The sequence below is a fragment of the Rathayibacter sp. AY1H2 genome, assembly GCF_002931985.1.
Lineage (GTDB): Bacteria > Actinomycetota > Actinomycetes > Actinomycetales > Microbacteriaceae > Rathayibacter.
On record NZ_PSUV01000026.1, the window covers coordinates 16,090 to 38,389 of the forward strand.

Genomic DNA, 22,300 nt, shown 5'->3' on the forward strand with positions numbered 1-22,300 from the left:
TCACCCCCGGTCCGTGCTCACGCACTCGGCCGGGGGTTCTCTCGTCCCGCCGCGGTCGTCCTCCGGCCTCGCAGCGCCCAGTCGAAGGAGCCGACCCGAGATGATGGGCCGCTCGCACGCCGTCTCCGGTGCGCTCGCCTGGGCCGTCGCCGCCTCCGTGCCCGCCGTCGCCGGGCCCCTCGGCCTCGCGGGTCTCCCGCTCGACCTCCGACTGGTCGGCCTCGGAGTCGCCGCCGGCTGGGCCCTGGTGCCCGACGCGGACCACGCGAGCGCGACCGTCTCCCGCTCGGCGCCGGCCGCCTCCCTGCTCACCGCGACCGCGGGCCGGATCAGCGGAGGGCACCGGCACGGGATGCACTCGCTGCTCGCGGTCGCCGTCGTCTGGTACCTGGTGCCGGTGCTCACGGCGCTGCGCTTCCCGGTGCCGGTCGTCGGTCCCGTCGCCGTGGCCGCCGTGCTCACGCTGCCCGCCCTCGCGTTCGCCGCGAAGGCCGTCCGGGCCGCCCCCTCCTGGCGCATCGCCTGGGCCGGGGCGACGGTCGTCACGGTCCTGCTCGTCGCGCTCGCCGACGGCACCTGGGCGTGGCTCCGGGTCGCCGCGACGCTGGGCTACCTCGTGCACGTGGCCGGCGACGCCCTCACGACTGGCGGGATCAACTGGCTGTGGCCGCTGCGCGTGCGCCTGCCGCGGCGCCTGCGCCGGACACCGCTGCGCCACGTCTGGACCACCGGCGGCTACGCCGCGCTGCCCGTCCTGGGCTCCGCCGGGTCCTGGCGCGAGACGGTCCTCTACTGGCTCATGTCCGCGGCGACGATCGTGCTCACCGCCTCGATGATCACGGCCGAGCTGCTGTAGCCCGGGGCGCCCTCCTCAGAAGACCTTCCCCGGGTTCATGATCCCCAGCGGGTCGAACACGGCCTTGATCCCGCGCTGGAGCGCCAGCGAGTCCTCGCCCAGCTCCTCCGCCAGCCAGCGCCGCTTGAGCAGTCCCACGCCGTGCTCGCCCGTGAGCGTGCCGCCGAGGGCCAGTGCCGTGCGGAAGAGCTCCGCGGCGGCGTCCCAGACGTCCTCCCCCACGGGTCCGTCCCCCGCGGGCAGCACGAAGTTCGGATGGAGGTTCCCGTCCCCCGCGTGGGCGACGGTGGGGATGCTGAGCCCCGTCCGCTCCTCGATGCCGCGGATCGCCGCGAACATCGCCGGCAGCGCCGAGCGGGGCACGCAGACGTCCTCGATCAGCACCCGGCCCTCCGCCTCGAGCGCCGGGTGGAATGCCCGGCGGACGGCCAGCAGAGCCTCGCCCTCGGCCGGGTCCTCGGTCGCCTCGGCGGCGCCCCCGGAGGCGGTCACGATCTCGAGGACGCGCTGCGACTCCTCCGCCGCTCCTCCGCCGTCCGTCTGGACGAGGAGGTAGGCGGCACCGCGGTCCAGGGCCGCTCCGGTGTAGCGCGAGATCGCGGCGAGCGCCGCCTCGTCCATCAGCTCCATCACCGCGGGACGGAGCCGCGCGGCGGTGATCGCAGCGGAGGCGGCGGCCGCGGCGACGACGCTCGGAAAGTACGCGCCGACCGTGACCACGCGCCCGGTCGGGATCGGGCGGAGCTTCACGGTGGCCTCCACGATGACGCCCAGCGTCCCCTCGGAGCCGGTCAGGAGCGCGGTGAGGTCGTACCCGGTGACTCCCTTCACGCTGCGGCGGCCGGTGCGGAGCAGTCGTCCGTCGGGGAGGACGACCGTCAACCCGAGCACCGCTTCCCGGGTCACGCCGTACTTGGCGCACAGCAGCCCCCCGGCGTTCGTCGCGATGTTGCCGCCGATGCTCGAGATCGCGCGGCTCGCGGGGTCGGGCGAGAAGACGAGGCCGTGTGGAGCGACCGCGTCCGACAGCGCCTGATTGATGACCCCGGGCTCGACGACCGCCAGCTCGTCCTCGAGCGACACCTCGAGGATGCGGTCCATGGCGGCGGTCGAGAGGACGAGCGCTCCCTCGCTCGCCACTCCCCCGGCAGCGAGGCCCGTTCCCGCTCCGCGCGGCACGACCGGGAGCCGATGCTCCGTCGCTATGCGCAGCGCCGCCTGCACGTCCTCGACCGAGCGGGCAGCGACGAGCGCGAGCGCGCGACCCGGTGCGGAGAAGCCCGACTTGTCGGTGTGCACGGCCTCGAACCCGGGGCCCTCGGTCAGGACCGCGTCTCCGAGCGCGTCGCGCAGCTGTCGGAGGATCTCGTGGTCGTGCATGGTTCACTCCGTGCGGTCGCGGGCGGGTCCTGCCGATCCTTCCACGGGCGCGGGGCAGGATGGCGGGATGACCGGAGAGACGCGATGGCCGCGGTGACGAGCGCGGGGATCCTGCTGCACCGCGAGGGCCCCTCCGGCACCGAGGTGTTCCTCGGGCGGATGGGCGGCCCCTTCTGGACCCGGCGCCCCCGCGCGTGGACGATCCCGAAGGGCGTGCACGCGGGCGACGAGACGCCGCTGGACGCCGCGCGCCGAGAATTCGAGGAGGAGACCGGCGCTCCTCCGCCCGACGGGGAACTGACCCTCCTCGGTGCGTTCCGGCAGAGCGCGGCCAAGACCGTCACCGTCTTCGCCGGGCGCGGACTCGCGGACACCGCCTTCGTCGCGAGCAACACCTTCGAGCTGGAGTGGCCGCGGGGCTCCGGCGTGCTGCGCAGCTTCCCCGAGCTGGAGGACGCCCGGTGGCACCCGCTCGACGAGGCCCGCTCGCTGGTCGTGGCCGGGCAGGTCGCCGCCCTCGACGCGCTGGCCGAGCTGCTGGCGGATCCGGACGGCGGGGACCGGGCCGGCACCGCCCCCTAGTCGGCGGTCGCGTAGACCCGCAGGCCCAGCGGCACGATCCGCACCACGGCCTCGTCGAATCCGTCGCGGGAGCCGTCGAAGCGCTCGGTCTCGCCGTCGTGCGCCCACTCGGGGTCGTCCCCCGCGGGCCGGCGCGCCCCGACGGTGATCTCCGGCGTCGAGAACGACTCCACCACCGGTGCCCGCCAGCCGGGCACACGGCCGACCACCGGGGTCGCCGTACGGCCGAGCAGGAGCGAGAACGCTCCCCGGGTGCGCGGAGTCCGTCCTGAGTGCAGGATGCGCACGTCGAGGTGGCCGTCGTCGAGCCGACGCCGGGCGAGCGGGGCGGCCGTGCGCGGGTGCTCCTGGTTCACCCCGACGAAGTACGACCAGACGAGCTGCGTGCGCCCGTCGCGCCGGAGCTCGAACGGATCGGTGCGCCGCACGACCGAGAGGGCCGCGATCACGGCGGCGAGCGGCTTCCCGATCCGCTTCTCGCGCTTCTCGCGGGCCGCGACGAACTCCGGGTAGACGCCGATCGAGACCGTGTTGAGCACCGTGACCGGGTCTCCCCCGTCCGCGACGACCTCGGCCACGTCGACGTCGCGGCGCTCGCCGATCGTCGCCGCGTCGAGCGCGTCCTGGACGGTGAGCAGCCCCAGCGCCTTCGCGAAGTGGTTCATGGTCCCGCCCGGCAGCACGAGCAGCGTCATCCCCTCGGCGCGGGCGAGAGCGGCACCGACCGACATGGTCCCGTCCCCGCCGTGGATCCCGAGCACCCGGGGCGGAGAGTCCCCCGAGCGCGCCTCGCGCACCACGTCGGCGAGGTCCTCCCCCTCGGTCAGCCGGTGCACGCGCGCCTTCGGAAACCGGGCTCGGACCAGCGGCTCGGGATCGGGGCGGTGCGAGTCCCGGCCCGCGCCGGGGTTGAGGACCACGAGGAGGGCGGCGCCGTCCCCCAGCGGGCTGCGGTCGACGGGGGGCCGGGTCGCGCGCTCCGAGACGGGCACGTGGCGCGGCTCGGCCGGCAGGACGGCTCGGTCGACGACCGCGACCGCCGCGCCGAGCGCCGCGCCGCCGAGGACGTCCGAGAGCCAGTGGACGCCGACGTGCAGGCGGGAGAAGGCCACGGCGGCGGCGAGCGGGGCGACCGCCGCCCCCACTCGGGGCGACTCGAGCGCGACCCCGGCGGCGAAGGCGGCGGCGCTCGCCGCGTGCCCCGAGGGGAAGGACGCCGACGTCGGCACCGTCGCCAGGCGCCGGCCGACCGGGACGTCGACGAGGAGCGGCCGGTCGCCGCCGAACACGCGCTTGCCGACCAGGTTCGCGAGCGCGCTGGCCGCGGCGAGCGAGGCGGTCCCCCGCAGAGCCTCGCGGGGACGGCCCGCCAGGAGCAGCAGAACGCCGACGCCGGCCCAGAGGACTCCGTGGTCCGCGGCCCGGGAGAGCCCCACGAGCGCCCCGTCGACGACGGGCGACGGGCGACGGGCGTTCAGCCGCCGGGCCGCACGAGCGTCCGCCCGGCGCACGACGCGCGGGACGGTGACGAGTCGGCGGAGCAGGACGGACGGGGGTCGGGTTTCGCGGAGGGCCATGCGCTCAGCGTAGGAGGAGGCGCCTCCGCGGTCCCTGGACCGGTCGACGGCGCGCTACACCTCGCCGAAGCCCGACTCGACCAGATCGCCGAGCCGGCCGACCGCCTCCTGGGCCTGCGGCCCCGACGCCGAGAGGACGACCTCGTCCCCGCGGTCGAGCCCCAGCGACATCACGCCGAGCAGGCTGGTGGCGTCCTTGCCGTTCGCGTCGATCCGGGCGTCGAAGGTGGCGGCGAGCGTCACGAAGTCGGCCGCGGGACGGGCGTGCAGGCCGTTCGGGTTGATGAGGCGGACGCGGCGCTGCACGCGCTCGTCACCGGGCGAGGCCTCCTCGGCGGGAGCAGCGAGCGCCTCGCCCCGGGCCGACTCCGCGGCGGCGAGCACCTCGTCCAGCGACGCCCCCGTGCCCGCGGCGACGGCGGCCGCGACCGCCCCCTCCACCAGCGGGGCGTCGGCGATCCGGACCCGGGCGCGCGCGTCGTCGTCGAGGAACTCGACCGCGGTCTCCGCCGTCATGATCGCCGAGCCGAGGTCGCAGAGGACGACGACCCCCTCGCCGGAGTCCGCGTCCGCCAGGGCCGCCGTGATGCGGTCGAAGCTGGTGCCGATGCCACCGTCGTCCGTCCCGCCCGCGGCGACCAGCGCGACCGAGGCCGCCATCTGCTCCGCGAGCTCGACCAGCCCCTCCGCCAGCTGCGCGCTGTGCGAGACCAGGACCAGCCCGACGCTCACGCCGCCGCCTCGGCTGCTGCGCGGAGCAGGAGAACGGTCGACACGCTGCCGGGATCACGGTGCCCGATGGCGCGCTCGCCGAGGTAGCTGGCGCGTCCCTTGCGGGCGACCAGCGGGTCCGTCGACTCCGCTCCCCTCTGCGCCGCCTCCGCCGCCGCGGCGAGGACGTCGGCCGGAGCCGCTCCCTCCTCGGCGGCGGCCGCGGCCGCGTCGACCGCCGGCGTCCACGCGTCCACCATCGTCTTGTCGCCCACCTCGGCCTTGCCGCGGAGCACGATGCCGTCCCTCGCCGCGGCCAGGAGCGCTGCGACGTCCGCGCCCTCGAGCGCGACCTCGCCCGCGACCGCGGCGGAGGCCTTCAGGAACGCCGTGCCGAACAGCGGGCCCGAGGCGCCGCCGACGGTGGAGATGAGCGTCGTCGCGACCAGCTTGAGCACGTCCGCCGGGACCCCCTGCTCCGGCGCCGCATCCAGCTTCGCGACCACGGCCTGGAAGCCGCGGTCCATGTTCTCGCCGTGGTCCCCGTCGCCGATCGCCCGGTCGAGCGTGATCAGCTCGACCCGGTGCTCCGCGATCGACTCGGCGGCGCGGCGGATCCACGCCGTCGCCCATACCGCGTCGAGCCCGGCTCCCTGTGCGTCCTGCATGGTCGTCTCCTCCTCGTGCGCCGCTCCTGCGGCTGTCGTTCCGGTCATGGTGTGCGCGCGGGCGCTCAGCGTCCCCACCGCAGCGCCGCGGTCTGCACCGGGGAGTCCCACAGCTCGGTCAGGGCGTCGTCGAGCTTGAGGACGGTGAGCGAGAAGCCCTGCATCTCGAGCGACGTCGTGTAGTTGCCGACGAGGCTGCGTGCGACGGTGATCCCCTTCTCGGCCAGCGCCTCGGCTGCGCGCCGGTAGGCGAGGTACAGCTCGATCTGCGGCGTGCCGCCCATGCCGTTCACCAGGAGCAGCACCTCGTCCCCGGAGGAGAACGGCAGGTCCTCCAGGATCGGGCCGAGGATCCGGTCGACGATGCGGTCGGCCGGCTCCAGCGCGATCTTCTCCCGGCCGGGCTCGCCGTGGATGCCGATGCCGATCTCGATCTCGTCCTCGCCCAGCTCGAAGCTCGGCTCGCCCGCGTGCGGGACGATGCACGGCGTGAGGGCGACGCCCATCGAGCGCACGTTCGCGATCACCGTCTCGGCGATCGTCGCGACCTCGTCGAGGGAGTCGCCCCGCTCGGCCGCGGCGCCCGCGATCCGCTCGACCAGCACGGTGCCGGCCACGCCGCGGCGGCCCGCGGTGTAGAGCGAGTCCTTCACCGCGACGTCGTCGTCGACGATCACGCTGCGCACCTCGATCCCCTCGGCGCCGGCGAGGTCGGCCGCGGTCTCGAAGTTCAGGACGTCGCCCGTGTAGTTCTTCACGATGTGCAGCACACCCGCACCGCCGTCGACGGCCTGCGTGGCCGCGACGATCGGGTCGGGCGTGGGCGAGGTGAAGACGGGACCGGGGACGGCGGCGTCCAGCATCCCGAATCCGACGAAGCCCGCGTGCAGCGGCTCGTGCCCGCTGCCGCCTCCGCTGACGATGCCCACCTTGCCCGAGCGGGGCGCGTCGGCCCGCACTACGAACAGGGGATCCGACACCACCCGGACCAGGTCGGCGTGCGCCAGGCCGAAGCCGGCCACCGACTCCGTGACGACGTTCTTCGGGTCGTTGATGAGCTTCTTCATCGAGGTCTCCTCCAGGATCGGGCCACCACTCGGGCGTCCCGTGACCTGCGGGCGATCCGGCGCGTGGTGGATCGCCGCCCGCACCGTCGCGGACAGCAGCCCCACGTTACGCCCTGCGCTCGCGCCTACGGCAGCGGGACGACGGCGCGCTGCGTCTCGCGGACCCACTCCTCGAGCTTGGCCGTGGCGGCCCCGGAGTCGACGGCCTCCGCCGCGCGGTCCATCGACGTCCGCAGGCGCTCCAGGACGGGCGTGCGCACCAGGTCCGGGTCGCGCGCCAGGTCGAACGCCGCGAGGCCCGCGGCCGCGTTCAGAAGGACGATGTCGCGGACGGGGCCGCCGTCTCCCCCGAGCACCGAGCGCACCACGCTCGCGTTGTAGGCGGCGTCGCGGCCGCGCAGCTCGTCGATCCGCGCGCGGGGCAGGCCCAGGTCGCGCGGATCGAGGTCGTGCTCGACCACGGAGCCGCGCGACACCTCCCAGATGTGGCTGTGACCCGTGGTCGTGAGCTCGTCGAGGCCGTCGTCCCCGCGGAACACCAGAGCCGTCGCCCCGCGCGTCCGGAACACGCCGACGACCAGCGGCACCCGGTCGAGGTGCGCCACTCCGACCGCCGACGCCTCGGGACGCGCCGGATTGCAGAGCGGGCCGAGGAAGTTGAACACCGTCGGCACGCCCAGCTCGGCGCGCACCGGACCGGCGTGCCGGAAGCCGGGGTGGAAGAGGGACGCGAAGACGAAGGCGATCCCCGTCCGCCGGAACACCTCGGCCACCCGCTCGGGGGAGAGGGAGAGGTCGACCCCGAGTGCCGCGAGCACGTCGGAGGAGCCGGAGGAGGAGGACGCGGCCTTGTTCCCGTGCTTCACGACGGGCGTGCCGGCCGCGGCCGCGATGATCGACGCGGTGGAGGAGATGTTGACGGTCCCGAAGCGGTCCCCGCCGGTACCGACGATGTCCAGGGCCATCGGGTCCACGTCCAGCGGCACCGCGTGGTCGAGGATCGCGTCGCGGAAGCCGACGATCTCGTCGACGGTCTCGCCCTTCGCCCGGAGGGCCACCAGCAGTCCGGCGAGCTGCGCCGGAGTCGCCGCGCCCTCCATCACCTGCTCCATGGCCCACGTCGCCTCGGAGACGCTCAGATCGGAGGACTCGAGGAGTGCGCTGAGAACGTGCGGCCAGGACAGGGTTTCCGACATGGCTCCCAGATTATGCGACGAGGATCGCCTCCCGGCTAGTGCGACTTCCCTCCCCTGCCATCGGCCATAATGGTCTGTGTGACGAGCACCTCTCTCTCCCCCACGGCCACCGCGCCCGTAGTGAACCGACCCAACCCGGTCGCGGTCGGAACGATCGTCTGGCTGGGCAGCGAGGTCATGTTCTTCGCGGGCCTCTTCGCGATCTACTTCACCCTGCGCAGCACCTCTCCCGAGCTCTGGGGCGCCGAGACCCAGATCCTCAACGTCCCCTACGCGGGCGTGAACACGGTGATCCTCGTGGCCTCGTCGTTCAGCTGCCAGTTCGGCGTGTTCGCCGCCGAGCGGCTGCAGCCGCGCGCGACGGGCCTCAGCCCGTTCAAGTGGGGCATGGTCGAGTGGTTCTTCCTCACCTACGCCCTGGGCGCGGTCTTCGTCTCCGGCCAGGTGCTCGAGTACGCGACCCTCGTCTCCGAGGGCGTCACGCTCTCCAGCAACGCCTACGGCTCCGCCTTCTACCTGACGACCGGCTTCCACGCCCTGCACGTCACCGGAGGCCTCATCGCGTTCCTCCTCGTCATCGGCCGCGGCTTCGCGGTCAAGAACTTCGGCCACAAGGAGGCGACGAGCGCCATCGTCGTCTCGTACTACTGGCACTTCGTCGACGTCGTCTGGGTCGGCCTGTTCGCCGTCATCTACTTCCTCAAGTGACGCGCCCGCCGATGCCCCACTCCACTCCCGACCCCCGCAGGAAGGACGCCTCGATGGCCTCCCCGAAGACGAAGAGCCGAGCCAAGAAGGGTCGCCGCCACCCGCTCGCCACCCTGGCCCTGATCGCCATCGGCCTCGGGCTCACCGGCGGGACCTACGCCGCGGTCGGTGTCGCGACGTCCGCCTCCGCGGAGACGTCGTCCACCAGCCAGCAGACGATCGACGAGGGCTCGAAGCTCTTCGCCGCGAACTGCGCTACCTGCCACGGCCTCGACGCCGCGGGCACCGACAACGCTCCCTCCCTCATCGGAGTGGGCGCGGCGTCGGTCGACTTCCAGGTCGGCACCGGCCGCATGCCGATGCAGATGCACGGCCCCCAGGCGCTCGAGAAGCCGGTGCAGTTCACCGACGAGCAGGTCGGCGAGCTCGCCGCCTACGTCGCGTCGCTGGCCCCCGGCCCCGCGATCCCCGAGGGCGAGGTCCTCGACGGACAGGGTGACGCGGCGAACGGCGCCGAGCTGTTCCGCATCAACTGCGCCATGTGCCACAACGTCGCCGGGGCCGGCGGCGCGCTCACCGAGGGCAAGTTCGCTCCCCCGCTGGGCGGCGTGACCGAGGCGCACATCTACGAGGCGATGGTCACCGGCCCGCAGAACATGCCGGTCTTCAACGACCTGAACATCTCGCCCGAGGACAAGCGCGACATCATCTCGTACCTCAAGTACATCGAGGCCAACCCGTCCCCGGGCGGATTCGCGCTCGGCTCCCTCGGGCCGGTCGCGGAGGGCCTGTTCCTCTGGATCTTCGGCCTCGGCGCGATCGTGGCCCTGACGGTGTGGATCACCGCCCGATCCAACTAGACGACTGCAGCGCCCTGACGGGCGCGACTGACCCACGGCACCGACTGGTGCCGACACGGCGTGAAAAGGAGAACCATGGCAGAGCACGATGAGGGTGGCACGGACCTCGCCACCTCGTCGGCCACCGGGCACGGAACGGCTCCGGCCGGCACCGCGGTCGTGACGCGGGACCGCGTCCAGGACCCGGGCCTCCCGCCGCACCGCCCCCGGATGACCGACCTCGACCCCAAGGTCGAGAAGCGTGCCGAGCGCACGGTGTACACGCTCTTCTACCTCTCCTTCGCGGGCTCGATCTTCGCGGTCGCCGCCTACATGGCGTTCCCGATCACCGAGGACGTCGCGTCGGTCCGGCTGAACACGCTGTTCATCGGCCTGGGCATGTCCCTCGCGCTCCTGGGCATCGGCATCGCCGCCGTCCACTGGGGCAAGCAGCTGATGTCGGACCACGAGGGCATCGACATCCGCCACCCCGTCCGCAGCGCGGAGCCCACCCGCGCCCGTGCGCTCGAGATCTTCGACCAGTCCGACAAGGAGTCCGGCTTCGGCCGCCGCTCCCTCGTCCGGAACAGCCTGATCGCCTCCCTCGTCGTGTTCCCCCTGCCCGCCGTGATCCTGTTCCGGGGCCTCGGCCCGCAGGACCAGAACCCCGTCGCCCTCCTCAAGACCACCCTGTGGGAAGAGGGCACGAGGCTCACCCTGGACCCGTCGGGAGCGCCGATCCTCGCATCGAACGTCACCCTCGGATCCGCCTTCCACGTCATCCCCGAGGGTCTCAACGACGCCGAGGGCAAGCTGGAGGAGAAGGCCAAGGCCGCCGTCCTCCTGATGCGCCTGAAGCCGGAGGACCTCATCGTCAGTGAGGGTCGCGAGACCTGGAACTACGACGGAATCGTCGCCTACTCCAAGATCTGCACGCACGTCGGATGCCCTGTGGCGCTGTACGAGCAGCAGACCCACCACCTGCTGTGCCCGTGCCACCAGTCGCAATTCGACATCACGCGCGAGGCCGCCGTCATCTTCGGCCCGGCGAAGCGTCCGCTTCCGCAGCTCCCCATCACCGTCGACGCCGAGGGTTACCTGGTCGCCAGAAGCGACTTCACGGAGCCCGTCGGACCGTCCTTCTGGGAGCGATGACTCACATGTCCACCACCACCCCCTCACGCCCCTCCAGCTCCCCCGCGGAGCCCGAGGACGGCGTCATCCTCGGATCCGGCAAGTTCCAGAAGGGGTACGTCGGAGCGGCGTCGAACTACATCGACGAGCGCACGAGCATCTCCGCGGTCGTCAAGGAGTTCGGTCGCAAGATCTTCCCCGACCACTGGTCCTTCCTCCTCGGCGAGGTCGCGCTCTACAGCTTCGTCATCATCCTGCTGTCGGGCACGTTCCTCACCTTCTTCTTCCAGGCCTCGATGGTCGAGACGCACTACGAGGGCAGCTATCTGCCCCTCAAGGGCATCGAGATGTCGGCGGCGATGTCGTCCTCGCTCGACATCTCCTTCGACATCCGCGGCGGCCTGCTGATGCGGCAGATCCACCACTGGGCGGCGCTGCTGTTCGTGGCCTCGATCGGCCTGCACATGCTGCGCATCTTCTTCACCGGTGCGTTCCGCAAGCCCCGCGAGCTCAACTGGGTCATCGGCTTCGTCCTCTTCATCCTCGCGATGGCCGAGGGCTTCACCGGCTACTCGCTCCCCGACGACCTGCTCTCGGGCAACGGCCTCCGCATCATCGACGGCATGGTCAAGGGCATCCCGATCGTCGGCACCTGGATCTCGTTCCTGCTCTTCGGCGGCGAGTTCCCGGGCACCGACATCGTCGGCCGCCTCTACACGCTGCACATCCTGCTGCTGCCGGCGCTGGTGCTCGCGTTCATCGCCCTCCACCTCGTGTTCGTGGTCGTCCACAAGCACACCCAGTTCCCCGGTGCGGGCAAGACCGAGCAGAACGTCGTCGGCTACCCGGTGCTGCCGGTCTACGCCGCGAAGGCCGGTGGATTCTTCTTCATCGTCTTCGGCGTCGTCGTCCTCATCGCCTCGCTGTTCACGATCAACCCGATCTGGAACTACGGCCCGTACGACCCCTCGCCCGTCTCCGCGGGAACCCAGCCCGACTGGTACATCGGGTTCGCCGACGGCGCCCTGCGCCTCGTCCCGCCGGGACTCGAGTGGGCCATCCCGGGCATCGGAACCCTGTCGTTCAACATCCTGATCCCGCTCGTCGGTCTCGGACTGTTCATCGCCGTGGTCATGCTCTACCCGTTCCTCGAGGCGTGGATCACCGGTGACAAGCGCGAGCACCACCTGCTCGACCGCCCGCGCAACGCCGCGACCCGCACCGCGATCGGCGCCGCCGGAGTCAGCTTCTACGCCGTCCTCTGGGCCGCCGCGTCGTCCGACCTCATCGCGACGCACTTCCACCTCACGATGGAGGGCGTGATCCACAGCCTGCAGTTCCTGCTCATCGCGGGTCCGTTCATCGCGTACTTCATCACCAAGCGCATCTGCCTGGCGCTACAGAAGAAGGACCGCGAGATCGCGCTGCACGGCTTCGAGTCTGGCCGCATCGTCCGCCTCCCCGGCGGCGAGTTCATCGAGGTGCACCAGCAGCTCGACGAGTACGAGCGCTGGAAGCTCGTCGGTCAGGACGAGTACGAGCCCCTGATGATCCGTCCGGACTCGCGTGGCCGCATCACCGCCCCGCAGCGCGTCCGCGCCGGCCTCTCCCGCTGGTTCTTCGAGGACCGGATCACCCCCGTCACCCAGAAGGAGCTCGAGAGCTCGCACAGCGAGCACTGATCCTCCCCCCGAAGGGCCCGGACGTTCATTCGTCCGAGCCCTTCGTCGTTCCTGCAGCGGGGCGGCGCCTGTCCTCCGGCGCGGTGGAGGTCGGCGGTGGACCGAGAGCCGGTGAGACCGGATCACAGCGCCTCGACGGCGACAAGCCGGCAGGAACGTGAGGCGATCCTCCGGACGGCGAGGCCCCCGCTCCGCGGATCACGAGATGCCATCTGACCGCCGAGCTGGAGACGTCCGCCTCCCTCGGATCACCGAGTGATCCAGCCTGTCTGCATAGTCGCAGTGTCGTCGTCCGATGAGCTCCCCGTCCCCGTCCACGTCGAGACACTCGGCATCGGTTCGAGGGCACCCATTCTCAGCAGGCCTGTCAGGACTGCCCTCCCCCGCTCACGGCCGAGCCCTCTGTGATCGGCGACGGCGACGCTCGCCGGTGAGACAGAGGATGCGACCTCCGGGCCTCGACGACCGTCGCTGCAGCGGCGTCTCAGGCTCCTTGTGCTCGCACCGACCGGCACGACCCGCTAGACGTACCGAGGAACTCTAAGAGCCGCAGGGGCGCCCGCGGTTCCGCCGGGGTGCGGGCTCCGCTGGGGTCGGAACGGTGTGCAGGAGTCCGTAGGGCAGCGCAGGCGCCAGAACAGGCGCGGCAGGCCCAGTACGGCCGCAGGCGCAGCAGTATCGGCGACCGTAGCGGCCACCACCGCCGGCACACCCACAAGCGCACCGGAGAGCCGCCACAGGCGTAGCCCGCTCACCCGTGACCGGAGCAGGAGCCGTCGCAGCGCTGCTCTGGAAGGGTGACGACGCGGCCCGACGCTGCTGCTCGACGCCGCCCGCTGCGCTCCCCTGCGAGCTTCCGCGTCGCGGGCAGTCGGATGTTCCCAAACGTGCGCCTCCGCGCGGAACGCCTCTGTGTCCTGCCAGCAGGACACCAAGAGAGATCCCGCTCAGCTCGTCATCCCTCACTGAGCGGCCCCGGCCCTCACTCCCGGCTCTCACCCGGATGTCCCTGCTCTCACCGGGAGGCTCGATCCCCCACTGATCGGCGAGCGACGCCCCTGCACGAAGCCGAACGGCCGAGCCGACCGGGTCCCGACCGCGTGTCCCTTCCTCCTGGATAAGCGAAAAGGCCGGGTGCACGGAGCCGAAGCCCTCGTGCACCCGGCCCTCGGCCGAGCGATGCGCCCTAGCGGGCGAAGTACCCGCGGTAGTACTCGTACACCCAGCCGGCGATGGCGACCAGGAAGAGTCCGACGGCGATGTAGGTGATCCAGAACCCCACGGCCAGGCCGAGGAATCCGAGGGCCGCGGAACCGCCCAGGATCAGCGGCCACCAGCTCCACGGGCTGAAGAAGCCCAGCTCGGGGTCTCCGTCATCGATGTCCGCATCGAGGCGGTCCTCGGGGAGCTCGGCACCCTGCGCCTTGTGGACGCGGCCGACGTAGAACGCGATGAACGCGCCCAGCACGGCCGAGAGGCCGATGCCGACGGTGCCGACCCACTCCACCTGGCCCGTGTCGAGCAGCGACCACACGATGTACGTGATGTCGGCGAGGAGGAAGAAGCCCGCGAGGAGCCAGAAGAGATTGACGTTGGCGCGCATGGCCCTACTTCACCGTGCCTTCGGACTTGTCGTACGTGGGGGCGTCCGGAGCGTCCTTCGCCGGACCGATTCCGACGGGGATACCGGCCTCGGGGTGGTTGAGGTCGAACGCCGGGGCCTCGCTGCGGATGCGCGGGATCGAGGTGAAGTTGTGGCGGGGCGGCGGGCACGAGGTGGCCCACTCGAGCGACCGGGAGAAGCCCCACGGGTCGTTCACCGTCACCTTGGGCGCCTTGCGGGCCGTGATGTACACGTTCAGGAAGAACGGGATCAGCGACACCGCGAGGATCATCGCTCCGACCGTCGACACCTGGTTCATCCAGGTGAAGCCGTCCTCGGGCAGGTAGCTGGCGTAGCGGCGCGGCATGCCGACGACGCCCAGCCAGTGCTGGATGAGGAAGGTGGTGTGGAAGCCGATGAACAGCAGCCAGAAGTGCCACTTGCCCAGCGTCTCGTTCAGCATCTTGCCGGTCCACTTGGGCCACCAGAAGTAGAAGCCCGAGAACATCGCGAAGACGACGGTTCCGAACACGACGTAGTGGAAGTGCGCCACCACGAAGTACGAGTCCGAGACGTGGAAGTCGAGCGGGGGCGACGCGAGGATCACGCCGGTGAGTCCACCGAAGGTGAAGGTGATCAGGAAGCCGATCGCCCAGATCATCGGGGTCTCGAAGGTCACCGATCCGCGCCACATGGTGCCGACCCAGTTGAAGATCTTCACGCCGGTCGGAACCGCGATGAGCATGGTCATCAGCGAGAAGAACGGCAGCAGGACCGATCCGGTGACGTACATGTGGTGCGCCCACACCGTCACGGAGAGGGCGGCGATCGCGATGGTCGCGTAGATCAGCGTCTTGTAGCCGAAGATCGGCTTGCGGCTGAAGACCGGGAAGACCTCGGACACGATGCCGAAGAACGGCAGCGCGATGATGTACACCTCGGGGTGGCCGAAGAACCAGAACAGGTGCTGCCAGAGCAGGACACCGCCGTTGGCCGCATCGTAGATGTGGGCGTCGAACACCCGGTCGGCGCCGAGGGCGAACATCGCGGCGGCGAGCACCGGGAACGCGAGCAGCACGAGGATCGACGTCACCAGGATGTTCCAGGTGAAGATCGGCATCCGGAACATCGTCATGCCGGGGGCGCGCATCGTGATGATCGTCGTGATGAAGTTCACCGCGCCGAGGATCGTGCCGAAGCCCGAGAGCGCGAGGCCGAAGACCCAGAGATTGCCGCCGAGCCCTGGTGAGAACGTCGTGCTCGACAGTGGCGCGTACGCGAACCAGCCGAAGGACGCCGCACCCTGCGGGGTGACGAATCCGGCGACCGCGATGAGCGAGCCGAAGCTGTAGAGCCAGTACGCGAAGGCGTTGAGGCGGGGGAACGCGACGTCGGGGGCGCCGATCTGCAGCGGCATCAGGACGTTGGCGAACCCGGCGAAGAGCGGCGTCGCGAACATCAGCAGCATGATCGTGCCGTGCATCGTGAACAGCTGGTTGTACTGCTCGCGCGTCTCGACCACGTTCAGGCCGGGCTCGAACAGCTGGGCGCGGATGACGAGTGCCATCACGCCGGCGATGCAGAAGTAGATGAACGACGTGATCAGGTACATGTACCCGATGACCTTGTGGTCGGTCGACGTCATCCAGCGGACGAGGACGTTCGCCTTGCGCTGGACCGGCGGAGTGCCGGCGGTGCGCGTCGGGCGGGGTGCCGTGGCGGTGCTCATGCTCCCTTACTCCTCGTTCTCGCGGGCCGGCGCGCCGGTTCCGGGAAGGTTCGAATTGCGGTTGTACTCGGCGCCGAGCTGACCGGTCTGGCCCGCGTCGCGCAGCGACTGGATGTAGTCGTCGTACTCGCCCTGCGAGACGACCTTGACGTTGAAGAGCATCGCGGAGTGGTACTCGCCGCAGAGCTCGGCGCACTTGCCCGCGTAGGTCCCCTCCTTGAGAGGCGTGACGTACATGTAGTTCGTCTTGCCGGGGATCATGTCCTTCTTGTAGAGGAAGTCGACGACCCAGAAGGAGTGGATCACGTCGCGCGCGTCGAGCTGGATCTTGATCTTCTGTCCGACGGGCAGGTAGAGCGTGGGGATCTCGGACTCGACGAGCGAGCCGGCGGCGTCTCCGCCCTCCTGGTACTGGCCCTGGATGCCGGCGGAGTAGACGTCCTCGTCGACGTAGTTGAAGTCCCACGCCCACTGCTTGCCGTACACCTGGATGGTCTCGTCCGGGTCGTCGTAGGGCTGCTCGATGGCGGCCTGGTCGCGCGCGGTGAAGGCGAAGAAGCCGATCACGAGGATCAGCGGCACGATCGTGTAGAAGATCTCGATCGGCATGTTGTAGCGCAGCTGGACCGGCAGGCCGGTCTGCCCCTTGCGACGGCGGTAGACTACCACCGCCCAGATGGTGAGACCCCACGTGACGACGCCGACGGCGAGCAGGACGATCCAGGAGGTGACCCAGAGTCCGATGACGCGGTCGACGTGGTTCGTCGTGCCGGGTTCGGTGGGGAGCCAGCCCTGGAGCTGCTCTTGCGTGCAGCCCGCGAGGACGAGGGCGAGGGCTCCTGCGACGGGGGCAGCGACCCATCTGCGGATTCGGCGATTGAAGCGCACCGGTGACCTTTCGGAAGACTGGGGACCAGTTCACACGAAACTGTATTAGACCGGCTCCAGCCTACCCTTCCGCTCCGGCGGCCCGGTGCACGACGACCCGCTCTTGACGTCCCGGTCGAGTGGTGCAGTCATGACGAACGGCGCCCGACGGGCCACCGGAGTGGACTGTCGGACGCCGTTCGGAGGCGCTGCGGCCCGGGGCCGCGCGGCGTCAGTGGAAGCTGTCGCCGCAGGCGCAGCTGCCGCCCGCGTTGGGGTTGTCGATGGTGAAGCCCTGCTTCTGGATGGTGTCCTCGAAGTCGATCGAGGCGCCGTCGAGGTAGGGGACGCTCATCTTGTCGACGACGAGGCCGACGCCCTCGAACTCCACCGCGGCGTCGCCGTCGAGGGTGCGCTCGTCGAAGTAGAGCTGGTAGATGAGGCCGGAGCAGCCGCCGGGCTGCACCGCGACGCGCAGGCGCAGGTCGTCGCGGCCCTCCTGCTCGAGCAGGCTCTTGACCTTGGCGGCGGCGGTCGGGGTCATCGAGACGCCGTGGGCCGCGCTGGGCGGGGTGGCGAGGGGGGTCGCCGTCTGGTCGGTCAGTGTGTCTGACATGTCACTCCTCAGGGGACGGGCGGAACGGTCGTCGTGCCTTCCGGGATTCTACGGCTGCAACCCGGGTGGTCACCCGGGTATTCCACGACCGGTGGTCAGTCGCGGTGAGCGGCGGCGCGGAGCAGGAACAGCGCCTCGGTCTGCGCGGCGCGCTTGAAGACGCCCAGGTGCAGCGACTCGTTGGGGCTGTGCGCGCGCGAGTCGGGGTCCTCGACACCGGTGACGAGGATCTGCGCCTCGGGGAACTCGCGCACGAGGTCGGCGATGAACGGGATGCTCCCGCCGATCCCGGTCTCGAGAGGCTCGCGTCCCCAGGCGTCCGCCATCGCGCCCTTCACCAGGTCCACGGCCCAGCCGGTCGCGTCGACCAGGAACGGACTGCCGGTGTCGACGTCCTCGATCGCGAGGTGGGCGCCGAACGGGGAGTTCGCCCGGAGGTGGCTCTCGATGGCGGCGAACGCCTCCTCCGCGTCCTGGCCGGGGGCGATGCGGGCGCTGATCTTCACGCGCACGGACGGGACGAGGGTGTTGGAGGCGTCGACGACGCTGGGCGCGTCGATCCCGGTGACCGTGACGGCCGGCTTCGACCACAGGCGCGAGAGGATCGCGCCGGTGCCGATCGGCGAGACCCCGTCGAGCAGCCCGGAGTCGCGGCGGAGGTCCTCCTCGGTCGTCTCGGGCACCGCTCCGTCGTGCTCGGTGAGGCCGGCGACGGCGACCGAGCCGTCCTCGTTCCAGAGCGTCGCGAGCAGGCGGACCGCCGCGAGCATCGCGTCCGGGACCGCTCCGCCGAGCATGCCCGAGTGCGAGGCGTGCGCGAGAGTGCTGACGGTGAGGGTGAAGGTGACGTTGCCGCGCAGGCCCACCGTCAGCGCGGGGGTGTCGACGTCCCAGTTGTCGCTGTCGGCGACGATGATCGCATCCGCGCGGAGGGCGTCGTGGTGCTCGCGGAGGAAGGTGGGGAACGAGCGCGACCCGAACTCCTCCTCCCCCTCGATGAAGAGGACGAGCCCGAGGTCGTGGTCCTCGCCCGCGACCTCGCGGAGTGCGCGCACCGCGGCGAGGTGGGACACGACTCCCGCCTTGTCGTCGGCGGCACCGCGCCCGTACAGGCGGTCGCCGCGCACGGTCGGCTCGAACGGAGGCGTCTCCCACGCCGACTCGGCGCCCTGCGGCTGAACGTCGTGGTGGGCGTAGAGGAGGACGGTCGGCGCTCCGTTGCGGGCGGCGCGGGTGGCCAGGACGGCAGGCTGGCCGAGCACGTCGGTGCCGTCGATCGTGGCGCTGTGGATCGCGACGTCGTCGAAGACGCCCGTCTCGCGCGCGAGCTCGGCGATGGCCTCGGCGCTGGCGGCCACGCGGGTGGCGTCGAAGCCGCCCCACGAGACGGACGGGATCCGCACGAGCTGCCCGAGCTGGGCGAGCGAGCGCGGCAGATCGTCGCGGACGGCGGCGAGGACGGCCTCCTCGTCGGAGGAGAGTGCGGGCGGAGTCGGAGCGTCGTGAGCCATGGAGGTAATCTTAAGAGACCCCCGATTCCAAGGACGTTCCCCGTGGCCAAGCACCCGATCGCAACCGACACGCCCGACGACGCCGGCTCGCCCGGCTCCGGGAAGGGCCGGCCGACGCCGACCCGGCGCGAGCAGGAGCTGGCCCGCAAGCGTCCGCTGGTCGTCACCGACCGCAAGCAGGCCGCCCGCGACGCCCGCGAGAAGGCCGCCGTGTCACGCGAGCAGGCCCGCATCGGCCTGGCCGCCGGTGACCAGCGCTACCTGCCGCTGCGCGACAAGGGTCCTCAGCGCAAGTTCGTGCGCGACTGGGTCGACGCACGCTTCAGCCTCGGCGAGTTCCTCATCCCGGTGATGGTCGTCGTCCTGCTGCTGAGCTTCTTCCCGCAGCCGGAGCTGCAGTACGCGACGCTCGTCATCCTCTGGGTGTTCTTCCTCCTCGCGGTGATCGACTGCATCCTCCTCGGCATGCGGATGCGCCGGAAGCTCGCCGAGCGCTACGGCGCCGACAAGGTCGAGAAGGGCATCCGCTGGTACGCCGCGATGCGCGCCCTCCAGCTGCGCGTCATGCGCCTGCCGAAGCCCCAGGTCAAGCGCCGCGCCTTCCCCGAGTAGTCGGACGGCGGACCACGAAGGGCCCCTGCGGTCGCGCCTCGCGCGGCTCCGGGGGCCCTTCGTGGTGCACGGCGGGTCAGGAGGCGCGGGCCAGTCCCCGGTTGATGTCCCGAGCCCACAGGGGCCCGCGGTAGATGAAGGCGGTGTAGCCCTGGACGAGGGTGGCGCCCGCGTCGAGGCGCTCGCGCACGTCCTCGGCCGTCTCGACTCCTCCGACGGAGATCACGCAGAAGGCCGCGGGGACGACGCCGCGGATCACGCGGAGCACCTCGAGCGAGCGCGCGGCCAGCGGGGCACCGGAGAGGCCGCCGGCGCCGGCCGCCTCGACCACGGCGCGGTCGGTCGAGAGGCCCTCCCGGGAGAGTGTGGTGTTGGTCGCGATGATCCCGTCCAGACCCAGGCGGACGGCGAGCTCGGCGACCCGGCCGACCTCGTCGTCGGAGAGGTCCGGGGCGATCTTGACCAGCAGGGGCGTCGTGTCGGCGGCGTCCTTGACGGCCGCGAGGAGCGGCTCGAGGCGGTCGATCTCCTGCAGGCCGCGGAGCCCGGGGGTGTTCGGCGAGCTGACGTTCACGACGAGGTAGTCGGCGAGCGGCGCGAGCAGGCGCGTGCTGATCAGGTAGTCCTCGATCGCGTCGTCCACCTCGACCACCCGGCTCTTGCCGATGTTCACGCCGATCACGGGGCGGCGGCGCGCGCTGCGCAGCCGGATCAGCCGTTGCGCCGCGGCCTCGGCGCCGTGATTGTTGAAGCCCATCCTGTTGACGACGGCGCGGTCCGCGATCAGCCGGAAGAGGCGCGGCCGGTCGTTGCCCGGCTGCGCCCGAGCGGTCAGGGTCCCGACCTCGACGTGTCCGAAGCCGAGCGCGCCGAAGCCCAGGACCGCGGTGGCGTCCTTGTCGAAGCCGGCCGCGACGCCGAACGGGGTCTCGAAGCGGAGGCCGAGCGTCTCGACCGCGGGCGTTCCGCGCGGGACGGTGGTCCGGCGCAGGACCGGAGCGAGGGCTCCGAGGGCCCGGATCACCGGGAAGCTCAGGTGGTGCGCCCGCTCCGGGTCGAGGCGGCGCAGGACGGTGCGGAACAGGAGCGGGTACACCCGGGCCTCAGATCTCGTCGGCGCTGTGGGGCACGGAGGTGCGCTCGGCGCGGAGCAGGGTGATCGCCGACTCGAAGTCGTCCAGCGAGTCGAACGCCTGGTAGACGCTCGCGAAGCGGAGGTAGGCCACCTCGTCGAGCTCGCGCAGCGGCGGCAGGATGGCGAGGCCGATGTCGTTCGCGTCGATCTGCGAGGCGCCCGTGGAGCGGATGCTCTCCTCCACCCGCTGCGCGAGCACGGCCAGATCGGTGTCGGTGACGGGCCGGCCCTGGCAGGCCTTCCGGACGCCGCTGACGATCTTCTCGCGGCTGAACGGTTCCACGACTCCGCTGCGCTTGATCACGACGAGGCTCGCGGTCTCGGTCGTCGAGAAGCGCCGGCCGCACGACGGGCACTGCCGGCGGCGGCGGATCGAGAGGCCGTCGTCGCTCGTGCGCGAGTCGATCACTCGGGAGTCGGGGTGCCGGCAGAAGGGGCAGAACATCGAGGGCCTCTCGGTCTCAGGCGAAGCGGGCGTCGACGGCGTCGCCGTGGGCGGGCAGCGCCTCGGCGTCGCTGAGAGCGCGGATGTGCGGGGCGACGCGCTCGAGCGCACCGCGGTCGTAGGAGATCAGCTGCTGCGGCCGGAGGAAGGTGTAGGCGCCGAGCCCGGAGGAGAAGCGCGCCTGCCCCAGCGTCGGGAGCACGTGGTTGGAGCCGGCGAGGTAGTCGCCCAGGCTCACCGGGGTGGTCGGGCCGAGGAAGATCGCGCCGGCGTCGTGGATCCGCTCGGCCGTCGCGACGGGGTCGGCCGTGTGCAGCTCGAGGTGCTCGGGGCCGTAGGCGTCGCTGAACGCGCAGGCGAGCTCGAGGTCGTCGACGATCACGAGCGCGGACTGCGGGCCGTCGAGTGCGATGGCCACGCGCTCCGCGTGGTGGGTGGCGGCGGCCTGGACGGCGACCTCGCGCTCGACGGCGGCGGCGAGCTCGGCGCTGTCGGTGACCAGGACCGCGGAGGCGGCCTCGTCGTGCTCGGCCTGGCTGACCAGGTCGGCGGCGACCAGGCGCGGGTCGGCGGAGTCGTCGGCGATCACGAGGATCTCGGTCGGGCCCGCCTCGGAGTCGATGCCGACCTGCCCGAGCACCTGGCGCTTCGCGGTGGTGACCCAGACGTTGCCCGGCCCGGTGATGATGCTGACGGGGTCCAGCCCGATCGAGTCGACGCCGTAGGCCAGTGCGGCGACGGCTCCGGCGCCTCCGACCGCGTAGACCTCGTCGATGCCGAGCAGAGCGGCCGCCGCGAGGATCGTGGGGTGGACGGAGCCGCCGAACGCCTTCTGCGGCGGCGAGACCAGGGCGATGGAGGCGACTCCGGCGGCCTGCGCGGGCACGGCGTTCATGACGACGCTCGACGGGTAGACCGCCTTGCCGCCGGGGACGTACAGCCCGGCGCGGGCGACGGGCTGCCAGCGCTGGGTGACCGTGGCGCCGTCGTCGAGCTCGGTGGTGCGGGGCGGGGGGATCTGCGCGGCGCTGGCGCGGCGGACGCGCGCGATCGCCTCCTCGAGTGCGCTGCGGATGGCCGGGTCGAGGCGGTCGAGCGCCTCGGCGATCTGCTCGGCGGGCACGCGGAGGTGCGGGGGGCGCACGCCGTCCAGCCGCTCCGCCTGGTCGAGGAGCGCCTCCGCGCCGCGTTCTCGGACGTCGGCGATCAGCTCGGCGACGACGGGCCCGACGGAGGCGGAGGTGCCCGGATTGCGGGGCACGAGGGCGAGGAGCTCGGCGGAGGAGGGACGACGGCCGCGGAGGTCGAGAGTCTGGATCATGGCCGCCCCAGTCTACGCGCCGCCCTCCTCGGGCCTTCGCCCTCGGTCGCCCCTCCACCCC

Annotated in this window: 21 protein-coding genes; 7 read left to right on the forward strand and 14 right to left on the reverse strand. The window is 71.6% G+C overall.

The genetic code is table 11. The annotated features are described in order from the left end of the window. Positions 1 to 100: 100 nt before the first annotated feature. Positions 101 to 856, forward strand: coding sequence for a metal-dependent hydrolase (locus C5C29_RS15345; RefSeq protein ID WP_104224640.1), 756 nt, complete (start codon positions 101 to 103; stop codon positions 854 to 856). A 15-nt stretch (positions 857 to 871) separates the two neighbouring features. On the opposite strand, the gene C5C29_RS15350 is transcribed toward C5C29_RS15345, so the two are convergent. Continuing rightward, positions 872 to 2,236: an FAD-binding oxidoreductase gene (locus tag C5C29_RS15350; RefSeq protein WP_104224641.1), complete on the reverse strand. Its 1,365-nt coding sequence runs from the start codon at positions 2,234 to 2,236 to the stop codon at positions 872 to 874. A gap of 84 nt (positions 2,237 to 2,320) precedes the next feature. Here C5C29_RS15350 and C5C29_RS15355 point away from each other — a divergent pair, with 84 nt between their 5' ends. Continuing rightward, a complete protein-coding gene (locus tag C5C29_RS15355; protein ID WP_104224642.1) occupies positions 2,321 to 2,818 on the forward strand; it encodes an NUDIX domain-containing protein in 498 nt (165 codons plus the stop codon). Here C5C29_RS15355 and C5C29_RS15360 read toward each other — a convergent pair. The 5 genes from C5C29_RS15360 to trpD form a co-directional block, all read right to left on the reverse strand. Continuing rightward, a complete protein-coding gene (locus C5C29_RS15360; RefSeq protein WP_104224643.1) occupies positions 2,815 to 4,395 on the reverse strand; it encodes a bifunctional phosphatase PAP2/diacylglycerol kinase family protein in 1,581 nt (526 codons plus the stop codon). The two genes, C5C29_RS15355 and C5C29_RS15360, sit on opposite strands and share 4 nt — an antisense overlap. Before the next feature lie 54 nt (positions 4,396 to 4,449). Next, a complete protein-coding gene (dhaM, locus tag C5C29_RS15365) occupies positions 4,450 to 5,127 on the reverse strand; it encodes a dihydroxyacetone kinase phosphoryl donor subunit DhaM (RefSeq protein ID WP_104224644.1) in 678 nt (225 codons plus the stop codon). Further along, positions 5,124 to 5,774, reverse strand: a complete 651-nt coding sequence (gene dhaL / locus C5C29_RS15370) for a dihydroxyacetone kinase subunit DhaL (protein WP_104224664.1) — start codon at positions 5,772 to 5,774, stop codon at positions 5,124 to 5,126. The genes dhaM and dhaL overlap by 4 nt, the downstream gene beginning before the upstream one ends. A gap of 65 nt (positions 5,775 to 5,839) precedes the next feature. Continuing rightward, positions 5,840 to 6,841 (reverse strand): dihydroxyacetone kinase subunit DhaK, encoded by a 1,002-nt coding sequence (gene dhaK, locus C5C29_RS15375; protein WP_104224645.1) that lies wholly within the window; start codon positions 6,839 to 6,841, stop codon positions 5,840 to 5,842. Positions 6,842 to 6,966: 125 nt separating this feature from the next. Continuing rightward, positions 6,967 to 8,037 (reverse strand): anthranilate phosphoribosyltransferase, encoded by a 1,071-nt coding sequence (trpD, locus tag C5C29_RS15380; protein ID WP_104224646.1) that lies wholly within the window; start codon positions 8,035 to 8,037, stop codon positions 6,967 to 6,969. A gap of 69 nt (positions 8,038 to 8,106) precedes the next feature. On the opposite strand from trpD, the gene C5C29_RS15385 reads away from it, so the two are divergent. From C5C29_RS15385 to C5C29_RS15400, 4 genes are all read left to right on the forward strand, one after another. Beyond that, positions 8,107 to 8,745, forward strand: a complete 639-nt coding sequence (locus tag C5C29_RS15385) for a heme-copper oxidase subunit III (protein ID WP_104224647.1) — start codon at positions 8,107 to 8,109, stop codon at positions 8,743 to 8,745. A gap of 53 nt (positions 8,746 to 8,798) precedes the next feature. Further along, positions 8,799 to 9,605, forward strand: a complete 807-nt coding sequence (locus tag C5C29_RS15390) for a c-type cytochrome (RefSeq protein ID WP_104224648.1) — start codon at positions 8,799 to 8,801, stop codon at positions 9,603 to 9,605. A gap of 75 nt (positions 9,606 to 9,680) precedes the next feature. Further along, positions 9,681 to 10,739 carry a ubiquinol-cytochrome c reductase iron-sulfur subunit gene (locus C5C29_RS15395; RefSeq protein WP_104224649.1) on the forward strand — a complete coding sequence of 353 codons (1,059 nt, stop codon included), beginning with the start codon at positions 9,681 to 9,683 and terminating at the stop codon, positions 10,737 to 10,739. A 5-nt stretch (positions 10,740 to 10,744) separates the two neighbouring features. Continuing rightward, positions 10,745 to 12,400, forward strand: a complete 1,656-nt coding sequence (locus tag C5C29_RS15400) for a ubiquinol-cytochrome c reductase cytochrome b subunit (RefSeq protein ID WP_104224650.1) — start codon at positions 10,745 to 10,747, stop codon at positions 12,398 to 12,400. Positions 12,401 to 13,586: 1,186 nt separating this feature from the next. Here the strand turns inward: C5C29_RS15400 and C5C29_RS15405 are convergent. The 5 genes from C5C29_RS15405 to C5C29_RS15425 all read right to left on the reverse strand — a co-directional run bounded on the left by C5C29_RS15405 (position 13,587) and on the right by C5C29_RS15425 (position 18,726). Next, positions 13,587 to 14,003 (reverse strand): cytochrome c oxidase subunit 4, encoded by a 417-nt coding sequence (locus C5C29_RS15405; protein WP_104224651.1) that lies wholly within the window; start codon positions 14,001 to 14,003, stop codon positions 13,587 to 13,589. Positions 14,004 to 14,007: 4 nt separating this feature from the next. Further along, a complete protein-coding gene (gene ctaD, locus C5C29_RS15410) occupies positions 14,008 to 15,732 on the reverse strand; it encodes a cytochrome c oxidase subunit I (RefSeq protein WP_104224652.1) in 1,725 nt (574 codons plus the stop codon). Positions 15,733 to 15,738: 6 nt separating this feature from the next. Next, on the reverse strand, positions 15,739 to 16,620 hold the full coding sequence (gene coxB, locus C5C29_RS15415; RefSeq protein ID WP_104224653.1) for a cytochrome c oxidase subunit II: 882 nt from the start codon (positions 16,618 to 16,620) through the stop codon (positions 15,739 to 15,741). A 211-nt stretch (positions 16,621 to 16,831) separates the two neighbouring features. Beyond that, complete coding sequence (gene erpA, locus C5C29_RS15420; RefSeq protein ID WP_104224654.1) at positions 16,832 to 17,215, reverse strand: iron-sulfur cluster insertion protein ErpA; 384 nt, start codon at positions 17,213 to 17,215, stop codon at positions 16,832 to 16,834. 95 nt (positions 17,216 to 17,310) lie between these two features. Beyond that, entirely contained in the window at positions 17,311 to 18,726 is a 1,416-nt protein-coding gene (locus C5C29_RS15425) for a dipeptidase (protein ID WP_104224655.1), read from the reverse strand. Between the two features lie 42 nt (positions 18,727 to 18,768). Here C5C29_RS15425 and C5C29_RS15430 point away from each other — a divergent pair, with 42 nt between their 5' ends. Beyond that, positions 18,769 to 19,338 (forward strand): DUF3043 domain-containing protein, encoded by a 570-nt coding sequence (locus tag C5C29_RS15430; RefSeq protein WP_181027102.1) that lies wholly within the window; start codon positions 18,769 to 18,771, stop codon positions 19,336 to 19,338. Positions 19,339 to 19,414: 76 nt separating this feature from the next. Here the strand turns inward: C5C29_RS15430 and C5C29_RS15435 are convergent, their stop codons facing one another. Genes C5C29_RS15435 through hisD form a run of 3 tightly spaced genes read right to left on the reverse strand, consistent with a single transcriptional unit; the run spans position 19,415 to position 22,239 of the window. Beyond that, positions 19,415 to 20,434: a quinone-dependent dihydroorotate dehydrogenase gene (locus C5C29_RS15435; RefSeq protein ID WP_104224656.1), complete on the reverse strand. Its 1,020-nt coding sequence runs from the start codon at positions 20,432 to 20,434 to the stop codon at positions 19,415 to 19,417. Positions 20,435 to 20,441: 7 nt separating this feature from the next. After that, positions 20,442 to 20,918: a transcriptional regulator NrdR gene (nrdR, locus tag C5C29_RS15440; RefSeq protein ID WP_104224657.1), complete on the reverse strand. Its 477-nt coding sequence runs from the start codon at positions 20,916 to 20,918 to the stop codon at positions 20,442 to 20,444. 16 nt (positions 20,919 to 20,934) lie between these two features. Next, the gene (gene hisD / locus C5C29_RS15445; RefSeq protein ID WP_104224658.1) at positions 20,935 to 22,239 is read right to left on the reverse strand and encodes a histidinol dehydrogenase; all 1,305 of its coding nucleotides are present in this window, start codon (positions 22,237 to 22,239) and stop codon (positions 20,935 to 20,937) included. Positions 22,240 to 22,300 lie beyond the last annotated feature (61 nt).